General features: G+C 59.7%; 26 protein-coding genes. 13 read left to right on the forward strand and 13 right to left on the reverse strand.

The window, feature by feature from the left end; genetic code table 11:
* Nucleotide 1 precedes the first annotated feature (1 nt).
* The 3 genes from AB5Y47_RS14850 to queF all read right to left on the reverse strand — a co-directional run bounded on the left by AB5Y47_RS14850 (nt 2) and on the right by queF (nt 4,924).
* Nucleotides 2-1,603 carry a diguanylate cyclase gene (locus AB5Y47_RS14850; protein WP_029313929.1) on the reverse strand — a complete coding sequence of 534 codons (1,602 nt, stop codon included), beginning with the start codon at nt 1,601-1,603 and terminating at the stop codon, nt 2-4.
* An 85-nt stretch (nt 1,604-1,688) separates the two neighbouring features.
* Nucleotides 1,689-3,959, reverse strand: coding sequence for a hypothetical protein (locus AB5Y47_RS14855; RefSeq protein ID WP_134997579.1), 2,271 nt, complete (start codon nt 3,957-3,959; stop codon nt 1,689-1,691).
* A 116-nt stretch (nt 3,960-4,075) separates the two neighbouring features.
* Nucleotides 4,076-4,924, reverse strand: a complete 849-nt coding sequence (gene queF, locus AB5Y47_RS14860) for an NADPH-dependent 7-cyano-7-deazaguanine reductase QueF (RefSeq protein ID WP_368220347.1) — start codon at nt 4,922-4,924, stop codon at nt 4,076-4,078.
* A gap of 105 nt (nt 4,925-5,029) precedes the next feature.
* Between queF and syd the strand changes: the two genes are divergently transcribed.
* A complete protein-coding gene (gene syd, locus AB5Y47_RS14865) occupies nt 5,030-5,578 on the forward strand; it encodes a SecY-interacting protein (protein WP_128343641.1) in 549 nt (182 codons plus the stop codon).
* A gap of 86 nt (nt 5,579-5,664) precedes the next feature.
* Here syd and AB5Y47_RS14870 read toward each other — a convergent pair whose 3' ends face one another.
* From AB5Y47_RS14870 to AB5Y47_RS14890, 5 genes are all read right to left on the reverse strand, one after another.
* Nucleotides 5,665-6,450, reverse strand: coding sequence for a Zn-ribbon-containing protein (locus tag AB5Y47_RS14870; RefSeq protein WP_125117466.1), 786 nt, complete (start codon nt 6,448-6,450; stop codon nt 5,665-5,667).
* Nucleotides 6,451-6,459: 9 nt separating this feature from the next.
* Nucleotides 6,460-6,765, reverse strand: coding sequence for a DNA-binding protein (locus AB5Y47_RS14875; protein WP_069651743.1), 306 nt, complete (start codon nt 6,763-6,765; stop codon nt 6,460-6,462).
* A gap of 181 nt (nt 6,766-6,946) precedes the next feature.
* Complete coding sequence (locus AB5Y47_RS14880; protein WP_039039420.1) at nt 6,947-7,183, reverse strand: DUF2789 domain-containing protein; 237 nt, start codon at nt 7,181-7,183, stop codon at nt 6,947-6,949.
* A 59-nt stretch (nt 7,184-7,242) separates the two neighbouring features.
* The gene (locus AB5Y47_RS14885; protein WP_039039421.1) at nt 7,243-7,539 is read right to left on the reverse strand and encodes a DUF3301 domain-containing protein; all 297 of its coding nucleotides are present in this window, start codon (nt 7,537-7,539) and stop codon (nt 7,243-7,245) included.
* 68 nt (nt 7,540-7,607) lie between these two features.
* Nucleotides 7,608-8,636 carry a DUF3549 family protein gene (locus AB5Y47_RS14890; RefSeq protein ID WP_069785581.1) on the reverse strand — a complete coding sequence of 343 codons (1,029 nt, stop codon included), beginning with the start codon at nt 8,634-8,636 and terminating at the stop codon, nt 7,608-7,610.
* 197 nt (nt 8,637-8,833) lie between these two features.
* On the opposite strand from AB5Y47_RS14890, the gene AB5Y47_RS14895 reads away from it, so the two are divergent.
* The 3 genes from AB5Y47_RS14895 to AB5Y47_RS14905 all read left to right on the forward strand — a co-directional run bounded on the left by AB5Y47_RS14895 (nt 8,834) and on the right by AB5Y47_RS14905 (nt 10,570).
* On the forward strand, nt 8,834-9,169 hold the full coding sequence (locus tag AB5Y47_RS14895; RefSeq protein ID WP_134997583.1) for a YqcC family protein: 336 nt from the start codon (nt 8,834-8,836) through the stop codon (nt 9,167-9,169).
* A complete protein-coding gene (gene truC, locus AB5Y47_RS14900) occupies nt 9,166-9,945 on the forward strand; it encodes a tRNA pseudouridine(65) synthase TruC (RefSeq protein WP_368220348.1) in 780 nt (259 codons plus the stop codon). Before AB5Y47_RS14895 ends, truC begins: the two co-directional genes overlap by 4 nt.
* 184 nt (nt 9,946-10,129) lie before the next feature.
* Nucleotides 10,130-10,570, forward strand: a complete 441-nt coding sequence (locus AB5Y47_RS14905; protein ID WP_039039423.1) for a flavodoxin — start codon at nt 10,130-10,132, stop codon at nt 10,568-10,570.
* 72 nt (nt 10,571-10,642) lie between these two features.
* Here AB5Y47_RS14905 and AB5Y47_RS14910 read toward each other — a convergent pair whose 3' ends face one another.
* Nucleotides 10,643-10,783, reverse strand: a complete 141-nt coding sequence (locus AB5Y47_RS14910; RefSeq protein WP_010673395.1) for a hypothetical protein — start codon at nt 10,781-10,783, stop codon at nt 10,643-10,645.
* A 315-nt stretch (nt 10,784-11,098) separates the two neighbouring features.
* Between AB5Y47_RS14910 and AB5Y47_RS14915 the strand changes: the two genes are divergently transcribed.
* The 3 genes from AB5Y47_RS14915 (at nt 11,099) to ptsG (ending at nt 15,352) form a co-directional block, all read left to right on the forward strand.
* Nucleotides 11,099-12,424, forward strand: coding sequence for a maltoporin (locus AB5Y47_RS14915; protein WP_069651741.1), 1,326 nt, complete (start codon nt 11,099-11,101; stop codon nt 12,422-12,424).
* A 90-nt stretch (nt 12,425-12,514) separates the two neighbouring features.
* Nucleotides 12,515-13,489 (forward strand): MalM family protein, encoded by a 975-nt coding sequence (locus AB5Y47_RS14920; RefSeq protein WP_042015533.1) that lies wholly within the window; start codon nt 12,515-12,517, stop codon nt 13,487-13,489.
* Nucleotides 13,490-13,918: 429 nt separating this feature from the next.
* On the forward strand, nt 13,919-15,352 hold the full coding sequence (gene ptsG / locus AB5Y47_RS14925; protein WP_045523587.1) for a PTS glucose transporter subunit IIBC: 1,434 nt from the start codon (nt 13,919-13,921) through the stop codon (nt 15,350-15,352).
* Between the two features lie 161 nt (nt 15,353-15,513).
* Here ptsG and AB5Y47_RS14930 read toward each other — a convergent pair whose 3' ends face one another.
* The 4 genes from AB5Y47_RS14930 to map all read right to left on the reverse strand — a co-directional run bounded on the left by AB5Y47_RS14930 (nt 15,514) and on the right by map (nt 20,673).
* Nucleotides 15,514-15,897, reverse strand: a complete 384-nt coding sequence (locus tag AB5Y47_RS14930; RefSeq protein WP_368220349.1) for a DUF3461 family protein — start codon at nt 15,895-15,897, stop codon at nt 15,514-15,516.
* A 274-nt stretch (nt 15,898-16,171) separates the two neighbouring features.
* Complete coding sequence (dapD, locus tag AB5Y47_RS14935; protein ID WP_010673400.1) at nt 16,172-16,999, reverse strand: 2,3,4,5-tetrahydropyridine-2,6-dicarboxylate N-succinyltransferase; 828 nt, start codon at nt 16,997-16,999, stop codon at nt 16,172-16,174.
* Nucleotides 17,000-17,177: 178 nt separating this feature from the next.
* Complete coding sequence (gene glnD, locus AB5Y47_RS14940) at nt 17,178-19,820, reverse strand: bifunctional uridylyltransferase/uridylyl-removing protein GlnD (protein ID WP_201888672.1); 2,643 nt, start codon at nt 19,818-19,820, stop codon at nt 17,178-17,180.
* Between the two features lie 64 nt (nt 19,821-19,884).
* On the reverse strand, nt 19,885-20,673 hold the full coding sequence (gene map / locus AB5Y47_RS14945) for a type I methionyl aminopeptidase (RefSeq protein ID WP_010673402.1): 789 nt from the start codon (nt 20,671-20,673) through the stop codon (nt 19,885-19,887).
* A 358-nt stretch (nt 20,674-21,031) separates the two neighbouring features.
* On the opposite strand from map, the gene rpsB reads away from it, so the two are divergent.
* The 6 genes from rpsB to AB5Y47_RS14975 all read left to right on the forward strand — a co-directional run bounded on the left by rpsB (nt 21,032) and on the right by AB5Y47_RS14975 (nt 25,939).
* Nucleotides 21,032-21,760 (forward strand): 30S ribosomal protein S2, encoded by a 729-nt coding sequence (gene rpsB / locus AB5Y47_RS14950; protein ID WP_010673403.1) that lies wholly within the window; start codon nt 21,032-21,034, stop codon nt 21,758-21,760.
* Nucleotides 21,761-21,864: 104 nt separating this feature from the next.
* Nucleotides 21,865-22,746: a translation elongation factor Ts gene (gene tsf / locus AB5Y47_RS14955; protein ID WP_010673404.1), complete on the forward strand. Its 882-nt coding sequence runs from the start codon at nt 21,865-21,867 to the stop codon at nt 22,744-22,746.
* Between the two features lie 71 nt (nt 22,747-22,817).
* A complete protein-coding gene (pyrH, locus tag AB5Y47_RS14960; RefSeq protein WP_010673405.1) occupies nt 22,818-23,552 on the forward strand; it encodes a UMP kinase in 735 nt (244 codons plus the stop codon).
* Nucleotides 23,553-23,647: 95 nt separating this feature from the next.
* Nucleotides 23,648-24,205, forward strand: a complete 558-nt coding sequence (frr, locus tag AB5Y47_RS14965; protein ID WP_010673406.1) for a ribosome recycling factor — start codon at nt 23,648-23,650, stop codon at nt 24,203-24,205.
* A gap of 72 nt (nt 24,206-24,277) precedes the next feature.
* On the forward strand, nt 24,278-25,054 hold the full coding sequence (gene uppS, locus AB5Y47_RS14970; protein ID WP_039039427.1) for a polyprenyl diphosphate synthase: 777 nt from the start codon (nt 24,278-24,280) through the stop codon (nt 25,052-25,054).
* Between the two features lie 27 nt (nt 25,055-25,081).
* Nucleotides 25,082-25,939: a phosphatidate cytidylyltransferase gene (locus AB5Y47_RS14975; RefSeq protein ID WP_029313939.1), complete on the forward strand. Its 858-nt coding sequence runs from the start codon at nt 25,082-25,084 to the stop codon at nt 25,937-25,939.
* Nucleotides 25,940-25,982: the final 43 nt, after the last annotated feature.

A 25,982-nucleotide genomic window follows, 5' to 3' on the forward strand; every position in this document is an offset into this window, starting at 1 on the left:
TTCAGGCGAGATTGACCTGATCCCGGCCGGAGTGCTTGGAACTGTAGAGCGCCTTGTCGGCGCGCTCGAACGCATCCGTGGTATGGTCGCCGGTCCGAAACAGAGTGGCACCGATGGAGATGGTGATCTCGACCCTGGCATCTCGAAAGCGGAACGGGATGCTCTTGATGGTCTGACGCAGGTTCTCCAGCGGCTTCTGGTACTTGTCCGGATTGATGTTCGGCAGCAAGACCACGAACTCCTCACCGCCAAAGCGGGCGATGAAGTCGGTGTCGCGCAAGGCGTTCTGCAGGGCCTTGGCAACCACCTTCAATGCCTTGTCGCCGGCCATGTGGCCGTAGTTGTCATTGATGTGCTTGAAGTGGTCGATGTCGATGATGGCCAGGCACAGGGGGGTGCCATAGCGTAGCCAGCGTTTGTATTCGAGCTCGAGCCGCTCGTCCAGGGCCGCCCGGTTGTGTACCTGGGTCAGGCTGTCGAGGAAGAGCTTGTGTTTCTGGATGGTGAGCCGCTTCTTGTACTCGGCGGTCTCGTCCTTCATCAACCTGAGCTTGGCTTCCATGTTGGAGAGGTGGGTGAGCAGGTGGCGCTCGCGGTTGGCCATCTCCTCCCGCTCCTGCTGCAGCCGGCGGATAGTGTCCAGATGCCCAGAAATGGCGCCCCTGAGTATCTGTGGCGAGTCATGGGCTGCCATGGCGCGATCGATGGCGGCGAGTTCCCGCTCCAGCGCTTGTCCGCTGAGATGGGCGGCATTTTGCAGCGCCCGCCCTTCATCCAGGGATTCGGTAAAGCTGTAATGGACCGAGGAGAGACTCTCGTTCAGGGTGCTGAGAAACGCCTGGGAGGCTTTGCGCTCTTCCCGGGTACCCTCGATGATGAGTTCGATGATCTGCAGGCAGACTTCGGCCAGCAGGGCAGGGGTGATGCCCCCGAGCAACTGGCGGCGGATGTCTGCGAGGCTCTCGCCCACGGCGCCGGCAAAGTCGAGCTCGGTGATGAGACGCTGCAACTCGTCTGAAATCTGGGCATGTGCCTTGATGTCAAAGGAGTCGGTAGGGGCCGGGCTGGAGAGCTCGGTGGGGATCTCCGCCGAAGGGGGGATCAGCGGCTTGCGCGGCAGCAGCTGGATCTTGATCGCCTGCTGGTAGAACTCCAGCAGCCGGATCACCTTCTTCTGGTGATCGCCGATGCCGTAACTCTCCGGGCTGGCGAGAAACTCCTTGAGGGCGCGGCGGGTATCTTCCGGAAACCCCTTGATGGTTTTGAGCTGTTTGCTGCCGAGATCGATGGCTGCCCGGGTCAGGCTGATGGACTCTTCCATGGTGTGGCTGTGCTGCTGCAACAGCTTCTCGATGGCGATCAGATCGGCATCGATGGAGGTGAGCGGAGGGTTGCCTTCAAGTTTCTGCTTGAGCTTGGCGAGCCGGTTGTCGAGCTCGCGATCGTGGCCACGACAGGCTTGCATCAGCTTGCCGATGAACTGGATACTGCGGGTGCGTTCGGCATCGGAGAAGCTCGCCATGCCGTCAAGCTCCTGCTGTTTCTGCTGGAGGGATTCCCTGAGTCTTGCCAGTTGTCCTGTTACGGCAGCCATATCATTCATTCTTCAGGTCGCCCTGTTGTCATTATCGTTTTTGTTTCGTCCAGCAACAGAAAGCCAATCAAAGACCCCGTTGAGTACCTTTTTGTCACGGATTGTCCGCAACCTTCGTCCGTGAAAGCGCAAGCCAGTTAACCCATTGCTTTTCATGAGAAGAATTTACTTTTACCAGTCCCTTGTCAATTGCCATCAAGCAGCATTGCCACACATCTCCGTTAAAAAATGCGGCCTGCTGGCAATCGATGGCGGCCAGCTCAAGCCAGACGCTCTGCTGGCATTTTTCGCTGAGCTGAATGGCACCCGAGAGGGCCAGGTAGCAGAGATCGAACAGGCCGTGGTGATCGAGGGCCATGGCCGCCTTGGGCAGGAAGGGATGACTGACGATGCCGAGGCTGATGCGCCTGTCCAGCGGGTGCTCGCAGGGGAAGGCTGCCAGGGTGTCGAGCAGGGTCTGGGCCAGCTGATGCAACTGGGCCACGTGGCGCTGGGGCACCACATAGAGCAGGTGGCCTTCGCGCAGGTCGTAGATGCGGCCATCCTGCGGGGTCAGTTCGTTGACGTAACGGCCGAAGGCCTGCTCTATCTCGCGGCTGACCTGATAGCCGTGCTGCTCCAGGCTGTTGATCAGGAAGGGAACCCGGAACAGCAGGTAGTGCAGCTTGTCGTCAAATTCGCTGGTGGGGCGTTCGCTCAGGTACCAGCGCTCGGATTTTTGCTGGCGCTTGGCCATCTCCCGCGGCCAGCGGCTCATCAGTCGCTGCCAGTTGGCCAGGCCGCTGCGCGGCTCTACCAGCAGGGCTTCTCCCAGCTGTTTGGCATGAAGGCGCGCGACCCGCAGTTTCAGCCAGAGGGTGAAGAACAGATAGATGAAGAGTGCCAGCAGCAGCCCGGTGCTGACGCTGGTCCAGAGGTATCGCTCCTGCTGGTGCTGGCTGACGTCGAGTTGCTGTTCCAGCTCCTTGACCTGTTGCACCCGCTCCACCTGGGCGTAGTTGTCGCGCACCGCCTCCTGCTCCAGCGCCAGCTGTTGCTGGCGAACCAGTTCGCTGCGCTGGTGGTAATTCTTGTAGCTCTCCAGGGCCTGCTGGAGGTAACCCTTCTGCTCATAGGCGACGGAGAGCAGGCGGAAGATCTCGAATTGGCGCCGGATGTCCCCAATCCGGTTGGCCAGGGTGAGAGCGTTCTCCAACTGCAGGATGGCGATGCCCGCCTCCTGCTGCTTGAGGTGCAACTCTCCCAGCAACAGCAGGGTGTCGATGAGCGACTCCTTGTCATCCCCCAGCTCATGGGACTGGCGTGCGGCGTTCAGGTAGTTTCGCGCCAGGTTGAGGTTGCCGGTCTGCAGGTAGGTCTTGCCTATCTCGAACTTGAGGTGGGCGATGCGGGTGCGGTTGCTGCTCTCGTCCAGCAGGTCGAGGGCATTGAAGAAATAGACCAGCGCCATGTTCATCTCGCCCTGATCCCGGTTGAGACGGGCGAGCACGATCAGGGCGTCGCTCAGCATGGAGGAATTGCCGAGGGCATGAAAATAGTTGGCCGCCTCGCTGGCGTATTGCAGCGCTTTTTGTGGCTCCTGCTCTTCCTGATAGAGGCTGACCATCTGGTTCGAGAGCAGGCCGAGGAAGAGGGGATCCTGCAGGGGCTTGGCTTGCTGTTGTGCTTCGATGTATTCCCCCAGTGCAAGCTGGGGCTGACCCAGCGCCTGATAGAGATCCCCGCCCACGGCGCTGGTCCAGGCCCTGGCCAGAGGCTGTTTGGCGTGTTCCGCCCATTTGCGGGTCTCTGCCAGCTGCTGTTTGGCGAGATCGAATTGCCGCTCCTCTACGCTGGCGTTGACGCGCAGCAAGCGGCTGTAGACCTGCAACTGGCTCTCCTTGAGGTCGGGATTGGCCAGCAGTTTGTCGAGTTTGTCGAGCAGGGGGGACGCGGCGCCATGGGTATGCTGTTGCAGATTGCGGCTTCGAACCAGCAGATAGAGCCCATGGGCCTGCAGCTCGAACTGCTGCTCTTTCTCGGCCATGGCGATGCCCTGCTCAAAGGACTCCTGTGCCTGGGCGAACTGCCCTAGCTGCTGCAGACACTCCCCCTTGAGCAGATAGGCGCCCGTGGTCTGGGTGGCGGTACCGTAGTTCAGCATCGGCTCGCGATAGCCGTACTCCTGACGGTTGCTGATGATCTGCTTGGGATTGTTGGCCGTGCGTTCGAGGAAGGAGGTGGCAATCTGGGCACATCTGGCGGGATCGGTCAGCACCAGGGTCTGGGCCTGCTGCAGGTCGATGGACAACTGCTCCTTGGCCAGATCCAGATCAGGAGCCGACAGGGAGGACATCATCATTGCCAGAAAAAACAGTTGATTCATTGGATTAAGAACGGCACGGAGGTGCAGGCATGTTATCCAAGCCCACCCCCGCCCGTCCAGAGTTTACTGAGGTGATGCGCAGCGGGCCGCAGCCCGCAGGATGGCGGCGCCGGTGATTACTGGCGAATGAGGCGCAGGTTCGCCGGAACCGGCTCCCAGTCGCTGCGGAAGGGGTTGATGTCCAGGCCGCCGCGGCGGGTGTAACGGGCATGGACGGTCAGTTGTTCCGGGGCGCAGAAGTGCTTGAGATCGGTAAAGATGCGCTCGATGCACTGCTCGTGGAACTCGTTGTGCTGGCGGAACGAGATGAGGTAGCGCAACAGCTTCTCCCGGTCGAGACGCGGGCCGCGATAGTGGATCACCACGGATCCCCAGTCCGGCTGGCTGGTCACCAGGCAGTTGGACTTGAGCAGGTGGCTGTGCAGGGTCTCCTCCACGATCTCGTGACCGGCGGCCCTTTGCAGCAGGGTCTCGTCAAACTCGTAGCCGTCCACCTCGATATCCAGGCTGTCGATGCACTCACCGGGCAGCTGGGCTATCTGGTGGGGGGCCTGGTCGAGGGTGAAGAGGGTGACGCTCACCGGGGCACCAGCGCAGCCACTCAGGTCCTGAACCAGCAGCGCTTGCACTGCCTCCAGGGAGTCGCAGCGGGTCTGGTTGAAGGAGTTCAGGTAAAGCTTGAACGACTTGGACTCGATGAGATTCGGGCTGGTAGCAGGCACAAAGACCTCCCCGATGGCAACCACGGGCTTGCCTTTGGCATTGAGCCAGGAGAGTTCATACAGGGTCCAGACGTCGCACCCCTGGAACGGCAGTTCACCTCTCAGGCCAAGATCGTCGCGGTTCAGGCTGCGTGGCACGGGCTGCAGCAGACTTGGGGTGTACTGGCTGATGTAGGCGGACTGCTGCCCCAGGCTCAGGCCTTGCAGCGCACTGGCGCCGGCGTATCTCTCTTGTTTGCTCATGCTGGTTTGCTCACGCTTGTCTGATAAGGGGTTTGATGGTGCAATGGCCCGATTTTTCGATCAGGTACTTGCGGCCATCAGAGGCCGCTATTGTGGGGAATATCGATGTCGGATCAAGTCCTGTCTGCCCTGAAGCAGTTCTTTTTACGCTGGCAGCGCGATGGTGAAGGAAGGCGGGGGCTGCCCCTGTGTGACTGGGAGGCCGATTGGCGCTCTCCTTGCGAGCTGGATGAACCCAGGGAGGGGCGGGTAGCCTGGCGTCCGTTCCAGCGGGAGCAGGCAGCCGACTTCACGGCCATGGCGAACGCCCTGGAGCTGACCCTGCATCCCAGCGCCATCGCCCTGTTTGGCCACTGGTTCAGCCGCCCTCTGCCCTGCTCTTTCAAGGGGCTGCGCATCGAACTCATCCTGCCGTGGAACGACGCCGATCTGGATCTGCTCAAGGAGAACCTCATCGGCCACCTGCTGATGCTGCGCAAGTTGAAGCGATCCCCTTCACTCTTCATTGCCACGACCCGCAACGAGATGACGCTGGTGTCCCTCGATAACGAGAGCGGCCAGGTGTGGCTGGAGTGGCTGGACTCCGGGCGGCGCCTGACGCTGGCTCCCTCGTTGCCGGCCTTTCTGGCGCGACTGGAAACCTTGCCCCAGTGATGCCCCAAAAGAGAGGGCCTTGCCACCTGGCAAGGCCCTCTCTTTTTATGGCGCCATTTTATTGCGCCATTGTGCGCGGTAGGCTCCTACTCCTTGAAGTCCCAGGAGAGGTTGGACACCAGCCTGCAAGGCTCGCACCTGAAGTCGAAGATCTCGTGCAGGGGGGCGTCCAGCGCCCATGGGCCACCACAGCCAGGGCAGGGGCGAGCCCGCTCTTCGGCGGCGCTCAGGCCGCCTACCCGGTAGAGATAGTAATAGGTGGGAATGCCGCTCAGGAGCTCCAGCCGTCTGGCGAGATCGCTGCCCCGGCGATGAAGGCGGCTGCCCACCTCGCCGATTTCGTGCAGGGCGGCGTGTTCGGCGATGGAGCCGTTCATCTGCAACTGATCGCAGGCCTCCCAATCTTCCTGCCACTTGATGATCTGCTTGTGGTCACCGTTGGCGACGGCGGGCAGCCGATAGAGCGGGATGGGAGCGAAGTGGTCGCCGCAGCGCAGGGGGGAGCAACTGTGCAGGAAGCTGGTGTAGAGCAGCATCCAGCTGGGACGCTCCCCCTGCTCTGCGCACGGGTCCGTACTGTCCGAGAGCAGATCCGCCCCTTGCAGGTGGAGTTTGGGGGCGAGCAGGCCCGCCTGGTGCAGACCTTGCTCGGCAAGGGCGACCAGCTCGCTCTGGTTGTCAGGGTGCAGGCTGTCCTGCTCCGGGCAGACCACCCGGCTGACGAAATAGCCTTCGTGCATGCTGGTGGGAAACTCCCGCCCCAGGATCTGACCCTGATAGCGCAGCATGTCGAGGTAGTGGACGATGGCTCGTTCGGCCTCCCCGAGGGAGGTATCGCGGTAGCACTCAAAGGTGAGTTCGAGGATATACATGGCGATGGGTCAATCCGGCTTCTGGTTGAGCAGCAGGTCGGTGAGGCGATCGACCTTCTGCTCCAGCCGGGCGAGCTGTTCGCTCAGTTGCTGAAGAGTGACGCTTTCCGTGGCCAAAGGGGGCGCCTCGGGGGCACTGGCGGGGGCGGGCGCTGTCGCCGCAGGCTGGGGTTGTTGCTTCCACTGGCTCAACACCTTGAGCAGCTCGGCCATGGGCACGGGATGGCTGAGGCGGGCCTTGACCATGGCGGTAGAGGGGGTGATCCCCCTGGCACTGAGTTCGTTGGCTATCTGGATGATCTCTTGGGCTGACATCTTGGCTCCTGCACGGCCGTCTTGCTGCGGGTGGATAGTGGCACAGAGCTTAATCAAAGCCTGTCCATCAGGAAAGCGGAGCGAAGGGCGTGGGTGGCGAGAGGGAGGGGCGCCTGGGTGATGGAGGGAGGGGATTGGCGGCTCCGCGTCGACCCAACGCTGGCCGCCGGGAGTGCGGGGATCAGGTCCCCTGACGCAGCATCACGTCCAGCTGGTCGATGGCTTCCGCCCAGTCGGCGTCGTGGCTGAGGGCATCGCGCAGAAAGCCTGCCTGGGAAGGAGTCCAGAACGGCGCGTCGGGCAACTGGGTATGGCGATCGATGGGATGGTCGCGGATAAAACGCTGCTGGCTGATGTCGTCACTGGCCAGCCCCAGCTGGGCAAACAGGGCGGCCATGTCATGGGTGAGCAATTCCATGTCGGTACTCCTTGGAAGGGGGCTGTGGAAGAGTATAGCCAGCCCCCGTGCTCTCAAATCTAGGAGGGGAGACGATGGGGTGGCAGCTCGACACCGGCGACATGCAGCCCCTGCATGCAGAGCTGCCCCTGATAATGGCTCTCTCCGTCGCTGGAGAACTCGAACTGGTAGTAGGTGAGCAGGCGCAGGGGCTTGTGCCCCAGGGCGCGGTGTGTCCGCGCCAGCGACAGCAGTTGCAGGTCGTGGTGCTGGCAGTAGCGGCGCATGTATTGCCAGGCCAGCTCCGCCTGGCGGCGCTGTTGCCAGAAGGCCCAGCCAACGAGGCCGAGCAGCAAGATCCCAAGCATTTCTCCCATCAGCGGGTTCCTTCTGTGATGTGTGTGGGGCCCTGTTCACCTCAGGCAACAGGGCCGTTGTGTCGGGCCTAGGTGGCAGCGAACAGGCGACCGATGGCCAGACCCAGGGCCTCGCTGCGTTCGGGGTCACGCAGTTTTGCCAGCATATCATTGCGCAAGGCCGGTAGCGTGACGAGCTCGGCAAATACCTGGTTGAAGAACTGGGTGGGTTGCAGGGCGAGCTGCTCCAGAAACAGGCCGAGCAGTTCGGGGTGTTTCAGATCGGGCCAGAGGCGGCCAGCGATGGCGAGGAGCAGGGAGGGGCTTGGCCGGGTTTGCAGCAGGGTCAGCAGCTTGTTGGTGCGCAGTCCGTTGCCCGGGCAGGAGGCCAGTGCCCGGCACAGATAGGCCAGGGTTTCGGGGTCAGGCTCGGCGCACTCCTGCTCCTTGCCGATGCGCTCCAGCAATGCGCCTTGCAGGGCAGGAGGCAGGGGGGCGTTCTCCAGGCTCTGGCACAGGGCGTAGAGGGGGGCCTGCGGCAGTACGGGCAAGGCCTTGCAGACCAGTGCCAGGTTGCGTTCAACTTGCAGCCGCTCAGCGAGATCTGCAAACCCTTGCAGTCCCAGGGCCTGCCACCCCTCTTCCCCCGGCGCCGCCAGATAGTGGCAGAGGGCCTCGTAGTAAGCGGAAGGGGCTTGTTCCAGCTGGCGGGCCAGCTTGGCGTGCACACTGGCCATCTTGGCCTCGGCCGGGCGGAAGGTGTAGGGGTTGTCCGCCAGACGCTGGGCCTTCTCTTCGTCCAGTTCACCGGTGAGCTTGTAGCCCAGAGTCTCTACCACCTGATCCATAAAATGCTTGGGGCCGCTGGAGATGAGCAGGCCGCGCTCATCGAGGGCGAACTTGAGGAACCAGAGGTAGTGCCTGGATTCGGTCGGCTGGAAGAAGTGCACGCCGAGCCAGGCGTGCTGCTGCAACGGCCAGGGGTAGGGCTCCTGCTGCTGCTCGATGCGCACGAAGAGGTCGCTGGGGAGCGGGCGCACCTGGCGGCCCAGATCGAACAGCTGGAACTGGGTATCGGCCTGGGTCAGAAACTCGGTCAGGGTGTTGATGGAAGACATGAAGAGATCCCGCTTGAAGATAATGGGGGCGATTATAAGGGGGCTGCACCAGATAGCCAGAGGCGGTAATGCAGGGTATGAAGGTGACGGCAACATGGCAGCCATTGCGGGGTCGGTGTATAGTAGCGCCCCTTTTTGATGGCCGTATTGAGTGGGGCCCCGTCGAAGACCGGGCCCGCGATGAGGAAGTGAGCGAGATGAATCAATATCTGCTGGTTGCCGGTCTGCTGGGAGAGCTGACTGCCGAGTTGCAACGTCTGGAACGCTGGCAAGCCGACCATCCGGGGAGCGAGGCGCTGGCAAGCGAGCTGCCGTTCTGTGTCGATACCCTGAGTTTCGATCAGTGGCTGCAGTTCGTGCTGATCCCGCGCATGGAGCAGCTGGTGGTGCTGCAGGCTCCGCTGCCGACCAGCGTCTCCCTCTATCCCATGGCGAGTGAGGTCTATAAAGAGGAGCTGGCGGAGGTCGAGGCCCTGCTTCGTCTGATCGCCCGTTTCGATCTGCTGCTCTCCGGCAAAGTGGTCGAACAATGAAGGACGAGCAGACCCGGACAGCGGATGCCTTGCAGCCGACTCTGCTCTATCAGGATGACTGGCTGGTGGCGGTGAACAAACCGTCCGGTCTCCTGGTACACCGCAGTTGGCTCGACAAGGCCGAGACCCGTTTCGCCATGCAGATGACCCGGGATCTGATCGGGGGTCGTCATGTCTACCCCGTGCACCGACTGGACAGGCCCACTTCGGGTGTGCTGCTGTTTGCTCTCGATCCTGCCGTGGCCCGTACCCTGACCGAGGCCTTTGCTGCCCGTCAGGTCCACAAGGAGTACCTGGCACTGGTGCGGGGATGGGCCCCCGAAGAGGGGCTCATCGACTATCCGCTCAAGGAGCAGCTGGACAAGATTGCCGATGCCTTCAGCGACCCGGATCGCCCCGCCCAGGAGGCGGTGACCGCGTTTCGTCGTCTGCATCAGGTCGAGCTGCCCTTCGCCGTCTCCAAGAAGCATCCCACCAGTCGCTACAGCCTGGTCCGCCTCTTTCCCAAGACGGGGCGCAAGCACCAGCTGCGCCGCCATCTGGATCACCTGTTCCACCCCATCGTCGGTGATACCACCCACGGGGATGGCCGGCACAACCGCTTCTTTCGCGAGCACTACGGGTGCGACCGCCTGCTGCTGATCGCGCACCGTCTGAGCTTCGAGCATCCGGTGCTCAAGGTGCCGATGCGGATCCAGGCGCCCCTGGGCCCCGAGGTGCTGGGTCTGTTCGCCCGTCTGGGCTGGCCTGCCAGCGAGCAAGACTACGGCGCCTGAGCCTCTTTCCATCTGTTGCCTCTGACCGGGCTGTGGCATGCTGTAGCCCAGGTACGTCAGAGGAATGACTTATGGCTCAACGAGATATCGCCTGCGCAATCGCGTACCCCCCGCCTGTTCAGGGGGGCTCTTCCTACCCATCCCGGTCTTGCCGGGCCCAATGTCTGTCCCTGAGGAGTCGCTGATGGCCGAGATCGACATCCTGGTCGGCACCGTCTACGGCTCTGCCATGCTGGTGGCCGAGACCCTCTGTGACCACCTGCAAGCCAATGGCCATGTCTGCCAGATCTTCGATGACGCGGCGCTGACCGACATCGATGCCTCCCGCTTTCTGCTCATCGTGACCGCCACCACGGGGCAGGGGGATATACCGCCCAATTTGCAGCCCTTTGCCAGTGCCCTGGCCGATCGTGCTCCTTATATGAAGGGATGGCGCTATGCCCTCATCGCCATGGGAGACAGCAGCTATGAACACTTCTGCGGAGCGGGGCGAACGCTGGATGCCCTGTTGCAGGAGCTGGCTGCCGAGCCACTGGTTGTGCGCCTGGAAATCGATGCGACGGTAGAAGATGAGCCTGAAGTGGCGGCGCTGGCCTGGTTGAAAACCTGGGAAAATAGACTGTAGCCAGGCCCTTCTCCCCGAGAATAAATTCACACTCCGTGAGTGTGCTGACGGGGGTGTTTTATTTTTGGGGCGTCACGCCTCAGCCCCCAAATATATCCTCTCTTTCGTCCGGTTATTTTTCTCGCCAATGATGATAACCGGTTGGCCATATTCATCATCACCCACGACAAATTGAAAAATTAAAAGTTCCGCATTGAAAGCGATTTCAGTCATGTTTTTGCTACTGCGACATGGATTTATCACTTAACTCTCGTTGCAAATTAATATTTGAAAGCGCTTTCTTTGGTTATTGTTTTTCTTTTTTGTGCTTATTTTGGGTGGTTGGTGCCAAAAAATGAAAGTTTATTGACATTTTGTTGCTGCGGCTGTCTGTGGTGTGCGATTTGTCATCGTTTTGTGAATCAGCTCATGTTTGCAGGGAATTTGGGTACCTATAATCGACCCCGGTTATCACCAAAACGTTTTTCCGGTGATAAGAACTTGAATATCAGGATCACACTCCTCTCAGCGGGAATAAGGAAAATGAAAATGAAAGCAAAGTGGCTCCCGATCGCTGCAGCAGTAACCGCAGCCCTGGCTTCTCAAGCCGCCTTCGCCGTTGATTTCCACGGCTACTTCCGTTCCGGTGTCGGTGTTTCCGGTGACGGGGACATGGTCAAATACAACGTCAACAAGGTTGGTCGTCTGGGTAACGAAAATGATACCTACGGCGAAGTCCAGCTGGGTCAGGAAGTCTTCAACAAAGATGGCAAGACTTTCTACGTAGACTCCATGTTTGCCATGACCTCCAACGGCTCCAACGACTGGGAAGGTACTGGTACCGTCTGTAACTTCGACGCCAAGCAGTGCAATGGCGATTCCGAATTCGCACTGCGTCAGTTCAACGTGCAAGCCAAGGGTCTGCTGGGCTTCGCGCCGGAAGCCACCCTGTGGGCCGGTAAGCGTTTCTACCAACGTCACGACATCCACATCTCTGACTTCTACTACTGGAACATCTCTGGTCCGGGTGCTGGTATCGAAGGCATCCAGGCTGGTCCTGGCAAGCTCTCTCTGGCCTGGGTACGCAACGACCGCAGCGCGGCCGATGTGTTCGGTCAGTACAACCAGATTGGTACCGATCCGAATACTGGCGACCCCATCTATCGTAAAAACGAAGATCTGAACGTCAACACCCTGGATGTACGTTATGCCGGCATCCCGCTGTGGCAGGACGGCTCTCTGGAAGTGGGCGCCATGTATGCCCTGGTCAATGAGACCGACGCCCAGAAAGATCTGAAGAACGACAACATGAAGAACGGCGTCATGCTGACTGCCGAACTGACCCAAGGCATCTTCGGTGGCTTCAACAAGACCGTGCTGCAGTACGGTACCGAAGGCTACTCCAAGACCATGGCCTACTACGGTGACGGTTCCTGGTACGGTGCCGAAGCCAAAGCCGGTGCCGACGGCTACCGCTTCATCAACTGGGGCGTCATCCCGATGGGCAACTCCTGGGAGATGGGCCACCAGCTGGTCTACGGGGTAGGCAACGAGATGTGGAATGGCCACGACAAGACCGAAACCATGTCTGCCGTAGTCCGCCCGATGTACAAGTGGGATGACTTCAACAAGACCATCTTCGAAGGTGGTGTGTTCAAGGACAAGACCAGTTATAACAACGGCGGAAGCGACAAGGATGGCGGTTACAAGCTGACCCTGGCTCAGGCCTGGTCCGCTGGCTCCAGCTTCTGGGCCCGTCCGGAAATCCGGGTGTTCGCCTCTTACTTGGCCAACACAGAAGATCAAGAAGTCTTCGAAGGCAACACCTCCAAAGACACCTATCAGGTTGGCGTACAAGCAGAAGCCTGGTGGTAAGCAATATCTTCAGTTAAGTTAGTCACTGCCCCCTTATGGGGGCAGTTTTGTTTCGCATGATGTGGCAACCGGGTTATGGAGATAAGAAGAATGAAACTGGTAAAGATGTCTATCGCGGCCATGGTTACCGCGCTGCTGGCCGGTTGTTCCGGTAGCATGGTGGTGCCCGTGCAGGAGCACGCCTCCATTCTGAGTAATGCCGATCAGGCCAAGCAGGCGCTCTCCCAGGCAACCAGTTGTTGCACAGGGTTCAACGAATTCAATTATGTCTCCCTGCCGGAAGGCGAGACGCTGCTGGCCATCGACGGCAAGCAGCCCAGTTATCAGTTTGACGAGGGCATGAGCTATTTTGCCGCCTATCGTCTGCCGGCCAATACCGGCAATCTGGCCATCACCCTGGCCTCCCAGGTCAGCAAGACGGTCCTGGTTCCCAAGGTGATCATGCTGGATGCCCAGTTCAAAGTGACTCGCGTGCTGGGTGAATCGGTCTTTGCCTATCAACCAGCCCACCTGCTCGACAACGACAGGATTGAGGGGCGCGTGTTTGTGGACCGCAGCATGCCGGGCAATCCCGCCACTGAAACCTATATGGTGGTCTATGCGCCGGCCAACGAGACGGCGGGCAGCACCACCATCTTGCACCCCGCGAAGGCCTTTGCCCGTGCCAACGGCACGGTCGAGCCGGATATCAAGGACCCCGTGATCCCGCATTCGCCCTGGGGTCTGGTACAGATAAAGGTCACGGACATGGCCAAGGGACAAGGCCTGGAAGCCGTGTTCAAGCCTGAATACGCCGACAAGGTGGCGATGAGCCAGGCCAAGCCTGCTACCACTGCCGTGGCTGCGACGGCGGCCACCACGGCAGCCGTTGCCGCAGCGCCGAGCAAACCGGCTCCCGCCATGCTGAGCGAGACCGAGAGCTTCTACAACGCCCAGATCGAGAAAGCGGTGAAGGCCGGTGACATCGACAAGGCGATGCAACTCGTGAATGAAGCCGAGCGTGCCGGTTCAACCAAGGCGAAATCGGTCTTTATTGATGCAGTGAAACGTTCACAGAAGAACTAAATATCTCGGTTTATTAAAATCGATATTTATTGGAGGCCTCCCTTGTTGGAGGCCTTTTTAATCGGTAGACTGGATAATATAAATCCGCAATAAGTTACATTAAGTTACAGTGAGTATCATTGGGCATTATTAGGTTTCTTTTTGATTTATTTTGAAGTGGTTTATTTCTTTTTGCGGCGAAGCTATAACAATACGAAATAATATTCAAGACAGTCCCCTCTCTGCTTATTTATTATCTTGTGATCTCTCCTCCAAATTTATTATTCCCTTGTTTCCGACAGAGGCATTTCCACCCCCGCTGGGTTATATTCTGCTGGTCAAAATAAGCAACCCGGAAAACGCACTTGGCGCAGTGACGGATGAAGCACATCGTCATCAATAAACTGCCCTGAGTCGTTGTCGGAAAAAAATCCATTCAGGAGCGCACACATGTTAAAAAATGCTTTCTCTAATCTGCAAAAGGTCGGTAAGGCGCTGATGCTGCCCGTATCGGTCTTGCCCGTTGCAGGTATTCTGCTGGGGGTGGGTGCTGCCCACTTCAGCTGGTTGCCGGAAATCGTCTCCCAACTGATGGAGCAGGCCGGTGGTTCCGTATTCGGCCAAATGGCTCTGCTGTTCGCCGTGGGCGTCGCCCTTGGCTTCACCAATAACGACGGTGTTTCCGGCCTGTCCGCCATCGTCGGCTACGGCATCATGACCGCCACCCTGACTGTGATGGCGCCTGTGATGGGTGTCGAGAAGATCGATACCGGTGTGCTGGGTGGTATCCTCGCCGGTGGCGTGGCTGCCTGGGCGTTCAACCGCTTCTACAAGATCCAGCTGCCCGAGTACCTCGGCTTCTTCGCTGGCAAGCGCGCCGTGCCCATCATCACCGGTTTTGTTTCCATCGGTCTGGGTGTCGTGCTCTCCTTCATCTGGCCGCCGATTGGTGGTGCCATCGGTGCCTTCTCCGACTGGGCTGCCAACCAGAACCCGGTCCTGGCCTTCGGCATCTACGGCGTGGTTGAGCGCTCCCTGATCCCGTTCGGTCTGCACCACATCTGGAACGTGCCGTTCTTCTATCAGGCTGGTACCTGCGTCAACGCCGCCGGTGAAACCGTACACGGCATCATGACCTGCTTCCTGACTGCTGATGACGCTTCCCGTGCTGCCGGTAACGGCTTCGGTCAACTGGCGGGTGGCTACCTGTTCAAGATGTTCGGTCTGCCTGCTGCCGCGTTTGCCATTGCGCACTCCGCCAAGCCGGAAAACCGCGCCAAGATCGTAGGTATCATGGCTTCTGCTGCCCTGACCTCCTTCCTGACCGGTATCACCGAGCCTATCGAATTCTCCTTCCTGTTCGTGGCCCCGGTACTCTACGCCATCCACGCTCTGCTGGCCGGTCTGGCCTATGTCCTGACCAACATGCTGGGTGTCGTTCACGGTCACACCTTCTCCAACGGCTTCATCGACTTCGTGGTGCAATCCCCGCGTGCCGACAACATGCTGCTGCTGGTGGGTCTGGGTCTGGTATACGCGGTCATCTACTACGTGGTCTTCACCGTGGTCATCCGTGCCATGAACCTGAAAACTCCGGGTCGTGAAGACGAAGCCGCTCAAGAGTCCTCTGCCAGTCAAAGCAAGGACGAGATGTCTGCTGCACTGGTCTCCGCCTTCGGTGGCAAAGAGAACATCGCCTCTCTGGACGCCTGCATCACCCGTCTGCGTGTCGGTGTGAAGGATGTGGCCAAGGTTGACCAGGCTGGTCTGAAGAAGCTGGGTGCCGCCGGTGTGGTGGTGGCTGGTTCCGGTGTACAAGCCATCTTCGGCACCAAGTCCGACAACCTGAAAACTGAAATGGACATCTGGATGAAGAGCAACTGATTGCGCTCCGATATCCGAGTTCCGAAAAGGGAGGCGCAAGCCTCCCTTTTTGCTGGGTTGCGTTTGGTGGCGGGACATGTGCGGGGACTTTCCTGACGGCGCCAGCATGGTGTTACCCAATGAAAAAGGCGCCCCTGGGCGCCTTTGCTGCATCAGCCCGGCTAAAGCCTTTCGAGATCCCGTTCTATCTCGCTGATCTTGTTCTGCACCACCTTTTCCAGATGACGCAGGTCGCGCAGTATCTTCTGCTTGATGTCCGGATCGGCGGAAGGCTGGCCGCCCTGGGTCAGATTGTCCAGCTCATCCACCACGTATTTGAGGTTGGCGTTGATCTCGGTGACATCCTTGTACTCATGGGTCCCCGAGTCGACCAGCATGGTCTTGCGCTGGCGGGGGTATTTGAATTTGACGCTCTTGGCGAAGAATTCACCCTTCTGCTTCTTGAAATAGATCTTGAGGATGTCGTGGTTGGCTTCCTGGCGCAGGGTGTAGCTGTCCACCGAGGTGGGTTCCTGGATCCCCAGGCTCTTGAGATTCTCGTACATCGGGCTTCCTTGGTTTGAAACGATCCTGACCCCTCTATCTTACCCGAGTCCGGACGCCTTGCCTGTGACAGGCGCGCCAAATTCAAATTGGTGTCAAAAGGGTCTTATTTAATCAATGAGCCAAGGAGGAAGGGTGATGCCTAGTCAGCGCTGCGATAAGCGGTATCGTCTCATGGGGGTGTGCAGTGATGGTGGGGCAGGGGAGTTGGCGCCCGCCCATGAGAGCGGGCATGAAAAAGGGCACCAGAGGTGCCCTTGATGACATCGACGTGGATTACTCGTCGATGGAGCGCAGCAGGGCGTTGATGCCGACCTTGGCGCGGGTCTTGGCATCCACCTTCTTGACGATGACGGCGGCGTAGAGGCTGTACTTGCCGCACTTGGAGGGCAGGGAGCCGGAAACGACCACGGAGCCGGCCGGGACGCGGCCGTAGTGGATTTCACCGGTTTCGCGGTCATAGATGCGGGTGGACTGGCCGATGAAGACCCCCATGGAGATGACGGAGCCTTCCTCGACGATCACCCCTTCCACCACTTCGGAACGGGCACCGATGAAGCAGTTGTCTTCGATGATGGTCGGGTTGGCCTGCAGTGGCTCCAGTACGCCGCCGATGCCGACGCCGCCGGAGAGGTGTACGTTCTTGCCGATCTGGGCGCAGGAGCCCACGGTGGCCCAGGTGTCGACCATGGTGCCTTCATCGACGAAGGCGCCGATGTTGACGTAGGAGGGCATCAGCACGGTGTTCGGGGCGATGAAGGAGCCTTTGCGCGCAGTCGCGGGCGGCACGACGCGTACACCGGCAGCCTTGAACTGCTCTTCGGTGTAGTTGGAGAACTTCAGGGGAACCTTGTCGTAGTACTGGGCATCGTCGCCCTTGATGATGCCGTTGTCGTTGATGCGGAAGGAGAGCAGCACGGCCTTCTTCAGCCACTGGTGGACGACCCACTCGCCGGCAATCTTCTCGGCAACCCGGGCTTTGCCGGAGTCCAGCAGGTCGATGGCTTCCAGAATGGCGGCCTTGGTGGCGGCATCGACGGAGCCGGGGGTGATGGAGTCACGGCGCTCGAAGGCCGCTTCGATGGTCTGTTGCAACTGGGTCATGACAGGTTTCCTTTATAAAATTCTGTTTGTTGTATCACACTTTTCCAATCGTTTTTAAGGGCTCTCGCCGATTTCTTCAGAATCAGGGCGATTTATTGTACTTGAGTGGTCCAACCATTTGTTCTGATTGAGGAATCAATATGTCAAAAAGCCTCTTTCGAGGCTTCATCCGAGCGTGTCAGGCACTCTCGCCAACCGGTTCCTGGGGGTTGAGCTGATTGACCAGCCTCTCCTCGAGGGCTTGCTGCTCCTCCGGGTTCAGCGGCTCTCCGGCCAGGGTGGTGAGGCTGAAGAAGTCCTCCACCCGCTCACCGATGGTGGTGATCTTGGCGGCATGGAGGGAGAGGCCGCACTGCTGGAACACGGCACCGATACGGGCCAGCAGGCCCGGGGTATCCAGGGCTGTCAGCTCCAGCAGGGTGTGGCGGTTTTCCCCCTTGTGGGGCAGGAAGACCACCCTGGTCGGCACGCTGAACTGGCGGTGGCGTCTGGACAGGGGCTTGCTGCGCAGTACCAGTTTGCCCGGCTCCTGAAGGGCTTTCTCCAGCGCCTTCTTGATGGTGGCGGTACGGTTGGGGCTGATGGGCTCGCCGTTTGGCTCCAGCACGATGAAGGTATCGAGCACGTAGTCGTTGCGCGAATTCATGATCTGGGCGTCGTGGATGCTGAGGTTCTTCTGATCCAGCGCCGAGGCCACGGTGGCAAAGAGGTTGGGAGTATCGCGACAATAGATGAACACCTCGCTACCGCCCCGTATGGGATGCTTGCCGATGAGCACCAGGGGGGACGGGTTGTCACCGTGGGCGATGATCTTGCGACAGTGCCAGGCGATCTGCTCCGGGCTGTGGCGCAGGAAGTAATCGGCCTTGAAGTCGTTCCAGAGGGCGGTGACCGCCTCCTGTGGCACCTCGCGCTGGGTCAGGATCTGCCTGGCCTGGCGCTGGTTTTCACGGATCTTGAGGCGCATGTCCGGCGGGTTTTCCAACCCCTGGCGCAGGGCCTTCTGGGTGGCGAAGTAGAGTTCGCGCAGCAGGGTGCCCTTCCAGTCGTTCCACAGACTGTCGTTGGTGGCACAGATGTCGGCCACGGTCAGGCAATAGAGCAGGTCGAGGTGCAATTCATCCCGCACCTTCTGGGCGAAGTCGGTGACCACATCCGGGTCGTAGATGTCGCGGCGCTGGGCGGTGACCGACATCAGCAGATGGTGGCGCACCAGCCAGGCGACCAGTCGGCTCTCGTAGCGATCCAGCCCGTGCAACTGGCAGAACTCCAGCGCATCCACGGCCCCGAGTTCGGAGTGATCGCCGCGCCTGCCCTTGGCGATGTCGTGGAAGAGGGCGGCGATGCTGAGCAGCTCGGGCTTGCGCAACTGGGTGAACACCTCGTGGCAGAGCGGGTGAGTCTGGCGGCTGGCCGGATTCGGGAAGCGATGGATGTTCTGCAGCAGCCGATGGGTGTGCTCGTCCACCGTGTAGGCGTGGAACATGTCGAACTGCATCTGGCCGACGATGAGGTTCCACTGGGGCAGGTAGGCCGCGAGGATCCCGTACTTGTGCATCAGGGTGAGCGGCTGGCCGATGCCGTTGGGGTGGCGCAGGAGCGCCATGAAGAGACGGCGGCACTCGGGTAGATCTTGCAGCCAGCAGTTGAGGGTGCGTCTGGCCTCGCGCAACTGGCGCAAGGTGGCGGAGTGGATGCCGGCAATCTCCGGGTGCTGGGCTATCTGGTAGAAGAGTCGCAGGATGGCGGCAGGATCCCGGCCGAACAGCTCGGAGTCCACCGCATCGATGAGGCGGCCGCGCAGCTGGAATTCGTCGCTGATGCGGCGCACGTCCATGGCGGTGTTGCCGAGAATGGCCTCGTCAAAGAGTTGCAGCAGCATCTCGTTGAGTTCGGCCACCCGTCGCACCGTCTGGTAGAAGCGCTTCATCATCTGCTCGACCGGGCCGTTTCCTTCCCCCTCGAACCCCAGCATCTGGGCCACGGTGCGCTGGCGGTCGAACAAGAGGCGGTTGTCCCCCTTGTTGATGGCCATGTGCAGGGCGAAGCGCACCTTCCACAGGAAGTTCTGACAGTCGAGCAGCTCCCGGTACTCGGCCCGGTTGAGAAAACCGTGGCTGGTCATCTCGAACAGGGTGGTGGCGCCGAAGTGGCGGCGGGCGACCCAGGCCAGGGTCTGGATGTCGCGAAGGCCCCCGGGATTGTTCTTGAGATCCGGCTCCAGCTTGTAGGCGGTGCCGAGAAACTGCTGGTGGCGCAGGGCCTGCTCTTCGCGTTTGGCACGAAAGAAGGCTTCGCTCGGCCAGAAGTGCTGGGGCTGGGTGGCCGCCTGCAACTGCTCGAATCCCGCCAGGCGACCCGTGATGTAACGGGCCTCGATGAGGTTGGTGGCAACCGTGATGTCGTTGCGACCCTGCTCGATGCACTCGGCCACGTTGCGCACCGACTGCCCCACTTCCAGCTTGAGATCCCACAAGAGGGTGATGAACTCGCCGATGCGAAGCCCCAGCACCTCGTCCAGTTCATCTCCTTCGTAGAGGATCAGCAGGTCGATGTCGGAGTGGGGATGGAGTTCGCCGCGGCCATAGCCGCCTACCGCGATCAGGGTGAGTTCGGTCCTGTCGAAGCCGAACTTGTGCCAGAGCCTGGTCAGCAGCGCGTCCATGTATTCGGAGCGGGTGGCCACCAGTTCGATGATGTTGTCACCGGCGTCGAAGCGCTCGTGCAGCCAGGCGAGAAAGCGGCTCAGGTACTCCTTGCAGTTGTCACGGGTGAGCTGATCGTCTGGGAGCAGATGGGGAGAAAGCAGGCTGGCATCCATGGCATGTCACACTCTCGGTCGGGCCGGGTAAAGAGCAACCCCGGCGCGCGGCCGGGGTTGAATGTCAAACGTGGCGGATAAAACGCTCGATAGTGTCGTCGGGGCGCAGGGTCAGGACCTCGCAGCCATCCTCGGTCACCAGCAGGGTGTGCTCCCACTGGGCGGAGTCGCCGCCGTCCTTGGTGGTCACGGTCCAGCCATCCTTCGGATTGACCTTGCAGTGGTACTTCTTGCTGTTGACCATGGGCTCGATGGTGAAGCACATGCCCGCTTTCAGCTCCAGCTTGCCGCCGTTGCGGTAGTGGAGGATCTGCGGCTCTTCGTGGAACTCGGCACCGATGCCATGGCCGCAGTAGTCGCGTACCACGGAGAAGCCGGCCTGCTCGACGATGGGCTGGATGACGGCGCCGATCTCGGTGATGCACATGCCCGGGCGCACCCGCTTGATGGCGGCATAGAGGCTATCCTGGGCCACCTTGCAGAGCTGGCGGCGCAGGGGGGTGGTCTGGCCCACGATGAACATGGCGGAGGTATCGCCGTGATAGCCATCCTTGATGACGGTGATGTCCAGATTGATGATGTCCCCTTCCCGCAGCTTCTTGTGGTTCGGGATGCCATGGCAGATGACATCGTTCACCGAAGTACAGATGGACTTGGGGAAACCGTGGTAATTGAGCGGCGCGGGGATGGCCTGCTGCACGTCGACGATGTAGTCGTGGCAGAGGGTATTCAGTTCGTCTGTGGTGACGCCCGCCTTGACGTGGGGGGCGATCATGACCAGCACGTCGGCGGCCAGCTGGCCGGCGACACGCATTTTTTCAATCTCTTCCGGTGTCTTGATTTTAATGGACATGGGATCTCTCTTGGGGCCTGATTGCGCATCCTGCCGATGCCCAACAACCAGGTAATGAAAAATAGATGCGTTTGCAATCAGGGCGAAATTTTATCCCCAACCCCCGTTTACTTCCAGTGTGATCGTCATCGCAACGTCATCAGGCGGTCGCACCATGGTCCGGGATCCATTTTTAGCACCCGGGCTGGTGGTGTCATGACCAAAGTTATGGTATAAAGCGCGCCGGAATGGGGAACTCGTGTCCTCATGCCATCACCCTTACTCAACAACACACACACATCGACACATATGCCGGGGTGCCTTAACGGGTCGGTTATATGGGATGTGTGGAGGCCTAACCCCAATACAGAGGTATAAAATGGCTAAAGTTTCTATGCGCGACATGCTGCAAGCCGGCGTTCACTTCGGTCACCAGACTCGTTACTGGAACCCGAAAATGAAGTCCTACATCTTCGGCGCCCGCAGCAAAGTTCACATCATCAACCTGGAAAAAACCGTTCCGATGTTTGACGATGCCATGAACTTCATCAGCTCCGTAGCTGCCAAGAAAGGCAAGGTACTGTTCGTAGGTACCAAGCGTGCCGCGTCTGAAGCCGTCAAAGAAGCCGCTGAGCGTTGCGACCAGTTCTATGTAAACCACCGCTGGCTGGGCGGCATGCTGACCAACTGGAAAACCGTTCGTCAGTCCATCAAGCGCCTGAAAGATCTGGAAACCCAGAGCGAAGACGGTACCTTCGACAAGCTGACCAAGAAAGAGGCGCTGATGCGTACTCGCGAAATGGAAAAGCTGGAGAAGAGCCTGGGTGGTATCAAGAACATGGGCGGCCTGCCTGACGTTCTGTTCGTTGTCGATGCCGACCACGAGCACATCGCTATCAAAGAAGCCAACAACCTGGGTATCCCGGTAGTTTCCATCGTTGATACCAACTCCAACCCGGACGGCGTTGACTATGTCATCCCGGGTAACGACGACGCTATCCGTGCCGTACAGCTGTACCTGAACGCTGCTGCTGACACCGTTCTGGAAGCCCGTGAGCAGGACATCGTTGTTCAAGCCGAACAAGATGGCTTCGTTGAAGCTGAGTAATTGATAAGGACTGAAAAGCCCTTATTAACCAAGCTGATGTAATTGGTTAGCAGGGGCCCTTGTGGCCCCTGTTTCTTGTCAATTCAAGACCGAGGATACTGGACATGGCAAACATTTCTGCCGCCCTGGTAAAAGAACTGCGCGAGCGCACCGCCGCTGGCATGATGGATTGCAAAAAAGCGCTGGAAGAAGCCAACGGTGATATCGAGCTGGCTATCGAGAACATGCGTAAATCCGGTCAGGCCAAGGCCGCCAAGAAAGCTGGCCGTATCGCCGCTGAAGGTGTGATCTTCGCCCGTACCGAAGGCAACGTTGCCGTCATGATCGAGCTGAACTGCGAGACTGACTTCGTTTCCAAGGATGCCGGTTTCCTGGCCATGGGTCAGAAGATCGTCGAGATCGCTGCTACCCAGAAAATCGCTGACGTTGATGCGCTGAAAGCCGCCGACTTCGGCAACGGCGAGTCCGTCGAGCTGACCATCACCAACCTGATCGCCAAGATCGGTGAGAACATGAACCTGCGTCGCGTGATGCTGGTTGAAGGTGACAACCTGGGCACCTACGTTCACGGCTCCCGCATCGGTGTTATCACCAAGCTGGTTGGCGGTACCGACGAGCTGGCCAAAGATCTGGCCATGCACGTTGCTGCCAACAGCCCGCAATTCGTCAAACCGGAAGACGTGTCTGCCGAAGTCGTTGCCAAAGAGCGCGAAATCCAGATCGACATCGCCATCAACTCCGGCAAGCCGAAAGAGATCGCCGAGAAGATGGTTGAAGGCCGCATGAAGAAGTTCACCGGTGAGGTTTCCCTGACTGGTCAACCGTTCGTGAAAGATCCTTCCATGACCGTTGCCGAGCTGCTGAAGAAAGAAGGCGCTGACGTTGTTTCCTTCACCCGTTTCGAAGTGGGCGAAGGCATCGAGAAGCAAGAGACCGACTTCGCTGCTGAAGTAGCAGCCCAGATCGCGGCCGCTCAGAAGGCCTAATCGAACCGGTTTTTCCGTTTCCCCAGACCGCGACTTATGTCGCGGTCTTTATATGACCAGGAATCAGTGACATGAGTACCAATCCCAAGCCTGCATACAGACGTGTTCTTCTGAAGTTGAGTGGTGAAGCCCTGCAAGGATCCGAGGGTTTCGGCATTGATCCGGCGGTGCTGGAACGGATGGCCCAAGAGATCAAAGAGCTGGTTGAGCTGGGTGTTCAGGTCGGTCTGGTCATCGGTGGCGGCAACCTGTTCCGTGGTGCCGGCCTTGCCAAGGCAGGCATGAATCGCGTGGTGGGTGACCACATGGGCATGCTGGCGACCGTCATGAACGGCTTGGCCATGCGTGATGCCCTGCATCGTGCTTATGTGAATGCCCGCCTGATGTCGGCCATCTCCCTGCAAGGGGTCTGCGACTCCTACAGCTGGGCCGAAGCCATCAGCCAGCTGCGCGCCGGCAAGGTGGTGATCTTCTCTGCCGGTACCGGCAACCCCTTCTTTACCACCGACTCGGCAGCCTGCCTGCGCGGTATCGAGATCGAAGCCGACGTCGTGCTGAAAGCCACCAAGGTCGATGGCGTGTTCACCGATGACCCGGTCAAGAACCCGGATGCCGTGCTCTATCAGGAACTGAGTTATGATGAAGTTCTTGAAAAAGAACTCAAAGTGATGGATCTTGCTGCTTTTACCCTGGCCCGCGACCACGATCTGCCGATCCGGGTGTTCAACATGAACAAACCGGGCGCGCTGCGCCGCGTGATCATGGGTGAGCCGGAAGGTACCCTGATCCACCAGGCCAGCAAGTAAGGCAAGTGTGAGCCCCAGGCTCGCTTGTCCATTACGCCAGTCAACAAGATAGATACGAGCCGCCCGTCGGCTCGTTCGCCAAAAGGAAAACCACTGTGATCAACGAGATTAAAAACGACGCCAAGGACCGCATGGGCAAAAGCGTAGAGTCGCTGAAGACCCAGATGTCCAAGATCCGTACCGGCCGTGCTCACCCGAGCCTGCTCGACGGCATCCAGGTGGAGTATTACGGTGCTGCCACTCCTCTGAAGCAGTTGGCCAACGTGGTGGCAGAAGATGCCCGTACTCTCTCCATCTCCATCTTCGATCGCTCCATGATCCAGGCGGTGGAAAAAGCCATCCTGACCTCCGATCTGGGCCTGAACCCGTCCAGCAACGGCCAGACTCTGCGCGTGCCGCTGCCGCCGCTGACCGAAGAGCGTCGCCGTGATCTGACCAAGATCGTCCGTGCCGAAGCCGAAGGTGCCCGGGTTGCCATTCGCAACATCCGTCGCGATGCCAACGCCGATCTGAAAGCCCTGCTGAAAGAGAAAGAGATCTCCGAAGACGACGACCGTCGCGCCCAGGAAGAGATCCAGAAGCTGACCGATACCTTCATCAAGCTGGTGGATGACGCCCTGGTTGTGAAGGAAAAGGAGCTAATGGAAATCTAAGCCTCCGACAGGTATATTACGAGCGCCGTGTAGTGCCCCTGCACGGCGCTTTTGTCTTTGTGGGAGAAATGAATGTCGCTTTTGGCAGCGCTAGGCGATAGCGCCAGCTCGTCCTTGCCCCGTCACGTCGCCATCATCATGGATGGCAATGGTCGCTGGGCCCAGAACCGCGGCAAGATGCGGGTTTCCGGGCACAAGGCGGGCGTGAAATCCGTGCGTGAGGCCGTGGCCTTTGCCGCCCGTGCCAAGATGGAGGCGCTGACCCTGTTTGCGTTTTCCAGCGAGAACTGGCGCCGTCCGGAAGGGGAAGTCAACGCCCTGATGGAGTTGTTCATGACGGTGCTGGGTCGCGAGGTGAGCAAGTTGCACAGCAACGGCATTCGCCTTCGGGTGATTGGCGACACTGCCCGCTTCAGCGAGCGGCTGCAGGCCAAGATCGCCAAGGCCGAGGCCCTGACCGCCAACAATCAGGGATTGACCCTCAATATCGCCGCCAACTATGGCGGTCAGTGGGACATCGCCCAGGCGGCCCGGACCCTGGCACGGGCCGTGGCGGCGGGTGAACTGGATGCCGAGGCGGTCGATGAGGCGGCATTGGGTCGTCATGTCTGCATGGCTGATCTGCCCCCCGTGGATCTGTTGATCCGCACTGGCGGGGATCATCGCATCAGCAACTTTGTCCTGTGGCAGCTCGCCTATGCCGAACTCTATTTTACCCCGGTCCTGTGGCCCGATTTTGACGAGGCCGAGTTCAGTGGGGCAGTTGCCTCCTTCGTTGCTCGCGAGCGTCGCTTCGGGTGTACGGGTGAACAGATCCGGGAATTGATCGCCGCGCAACAGACCGGCTAAACCCCGCTCCCAAGAGAGAGGTTTCTTTTGCTAAAACAACGAATTATTACCGCATTACTGTTAGTACCCCTAGTGTTGGGGGCGCTGTTTTTTCTGCCGTTGAAATTCTTTGCCCTGCTCGCCGCCCTGGTCTTTCTGCTGGCCAGCCGTGAGTGGAGTGCCTTCGTCACTGCCCAGCCGCAACAGTGGTTGCCGCTGGTGTTCTGTCTGCTGCTGGGGGCCAGCCTGTTTTGGGTGCCCGTGGAGCAACTCTGGATCCCCCAACTGCATCCGCTGGTGATGGGCGTGCTCTGGACCGCTGTCAGCTGGTGGCTGCTGGGGCTGGTGCTGGTGCTGCGCTACCCGCAAAGCGCCAGGCTGTGGCGTGAATCCATCTGGCTCAAATCCCTGTTCGGTCTGGTGACCCTGGTTCCCTTCTTCTGGTCCCTGGTGGCCATTCGCGGTTACAACTTCTACCACGACCCCATGATGGGAGCCTGGATCCTGCTGTTCGTGATGGGACTGGTCTGGGCGGCAGATTCTGGCGCGTATTTTTTCGGCAAGGCGTTCGGCAAACACAAGCTGGCACCGGCCGTGAGCCCGGGTAAAACCATCGAAGGCATGCTGGGTGGGCTGTTTACCGCCAGCCTGCTGGCCATCGGCGTGACCTGGTTCATGGGCTTCGTGCCTGCCAAGATGGGCACCGTGCTGCTCTGTTCTCTGCTGGCGGTGCTGGCCTCCGTGCTCGGCGATCTGGCCGAGAGCATGTTCAAGCGGGAAGCCGGCATCAAGGATTCCGGCACCCTGTTGCCGGGCCATGGGGGCATTCTCGATCGCATCGACAGCCTGACGGCGGCGCTGCCCGTCTTCCTGCTCAGCTACCTGTTGCTCGGTCCGGAGTTTTGATGTTTCGCGCACTGATGATCCCGGGAGCGTCCCGCTCCATCAG

Source organism: Aeromonas sp. R7-2 (assembly GCF_040908105.1).
Classification (GTDB): domain Bacteria; phylum Pseudomonadota; class Gammaproteobacteria; order Enterobacterales; family Aeromonadaceae; genus Aeromonas; species Aeromonas caviae.

Coding starts and splice junctions, on each gene's coding strand:
- AB5Y47_RS14850 (WP_029313929.1), bottom strand. CDS start 1,603: ATGAATGATATGGCTGCCGTAACAGGACAACTGGCAAGACTCAGGGAA.
- AB5Y47_RS14855 (WP_134997579.1), bottom strand. CDS start 3,959: ATGAATCAACTGTTTTTTCTGGCAATGATGATGTCCTCCCTGTCGGCT.
- queF (WP_368220347.1), bottom strand. CDS start 4,924: ATGAGCAAACAAGAGAGATACGCCGGCGCCAGTGCGCTGCAAGGCCTG.
- syd (WP_128343641.1), top strand. CDS start 5,030: ATGTCGGATCAAGTCCTGTCTGCCCTGAAGCAGTTCTTTTTACGCTGG.
- AB5Y47_RS14870 (WP_125117466.1), bottom strand. CDS start 6,450: ATGTATATCCTCGAACTCACCTTTGAGTGCTACCGCGATACCTCCCTC.
- AB5Y47_RS14875 (WP_069651743.1), bottom strand. CDS start 6,765: ATGTCAGCCCAAGAGATCATCCAGATAGCCAACGAACTCAGTGCCAGG.
- AB5Y47_RS14880 (WP_039039420.1), bottom strand. CDS start 7,183: ATGGAATTGCTCACCCATGACATGGCCGCCCTGTTTGCCCAGCTGGGG.
- AB5Y47_RS14885 (WP_039039421.1), bottom strand. CDS start 7,539: ATGGGAGAAATGCTTGGGATCTTGCTGCTCGGCCTCGTTGGCTGGGCC.
- AB5Y47_RS14890 (WP_069785581.1), bottom strand. CDS start 8,636: ATGTCTTCCATCAACACCCTGACCGAGTTTCTGACCCAGGCCGATACC.
- AB5Y47_RS14895 (WP_134997583.1), top strand. CDS start 8,834: ATGAATCAATATCTGCTGGTTGCCGGTCTGCTGGGAGAGCTGACTGCC.
- truC (WP_368220348.1), top strand. CDS start 9,166: ATGAAGGACGAGCAGACCCGGACAGCGGATGCCTTGCAGCCGACTCTG.
- AB5Y47_RS14905 (WP_039039423.1), top strand. CDS start 10,130: ATGGCCGAGATCGACATCCTGGTCGGCACCGTCTACGGCTCTGCCATG.
- AB5Y47_RS14910 (WP_010673395.1), bottom strand. CDS start 10,783: ATGACTGAAATCGCTTTCAATGCGGAACTTTTAATTTTTCAATTTGTC.
- AB5Y47_RS14915 (WP_069651741.1), top strand. CDS start 11,099: ATGAAAGCAAAGTGGCTCCCGATCGCTGCAGCAGTAACCGCAGCCCTG.
- AB5Y47_RS14920 (WP_042015533.1), top strand. CDS start 12,515: ATGAAACTGGTAAAGATGTCTATCGCGGCCATGGTTACCGCGCTGCTG.
- ptsG (WP_045523587.1), top strand. CDS start 13,919: ATGTTAAAAAATGCTTTCTCTAATCTGCAAAAGGTCGGTAAGGCGCTG.
- AB5Y47_RS14930 (WP_368220349.1), bottom strand. CDS start 15,897: ATGTACGAGAATCTCAAGAGCCTGGGGATCCAGGAACCCACCTCGGTG.
- dapD (WP_010673400.1), bottom strand. CDS start 16,999: ATGACCCAGTTGCAACAGACCATCGAAGCGGCCTTCGAGCGCCGTGAC.
- glnD (WP_201888672.1), bottom strand. CDS start 19,820: ATGGATGCCAGCCTGCTTTCTCCCCATCTGCTCCCAGACGATCAGCTC.
- map (WP_010673402.1), bottom strand. CDS start 20,673: ATGTCCATTAAAATCAAGACACCGGAAGAGATTGAAAAAATGCGTGTC.
- rpsB (WP_010673403.1), top strand. CDS start 21,032: ATGGCTAAAGTTTCTATGCGCGACATGCTGCAAGCCGGCGTTCACTTC.
- tsf (WP_010673404.1), top strand. CDS start 21,865: ATGGCAAACATTTCTGCCGCCCTGGTAAAAGAACTGCGCGAGCGCACC.
- pyrH (WP_010673405.1), top strand. CDS start 22,818: ATGAGTACCAATCCCAAGCCTGCATACAGACGTGTTCTTCTGAAGTTG.
- uppS (WP_039039427.1), top strand. CDS start 24,278: ATGTCGCTTTTGGCAGCGCTAGGCGATAGCGCCAGCTCGTCCTTGCCC.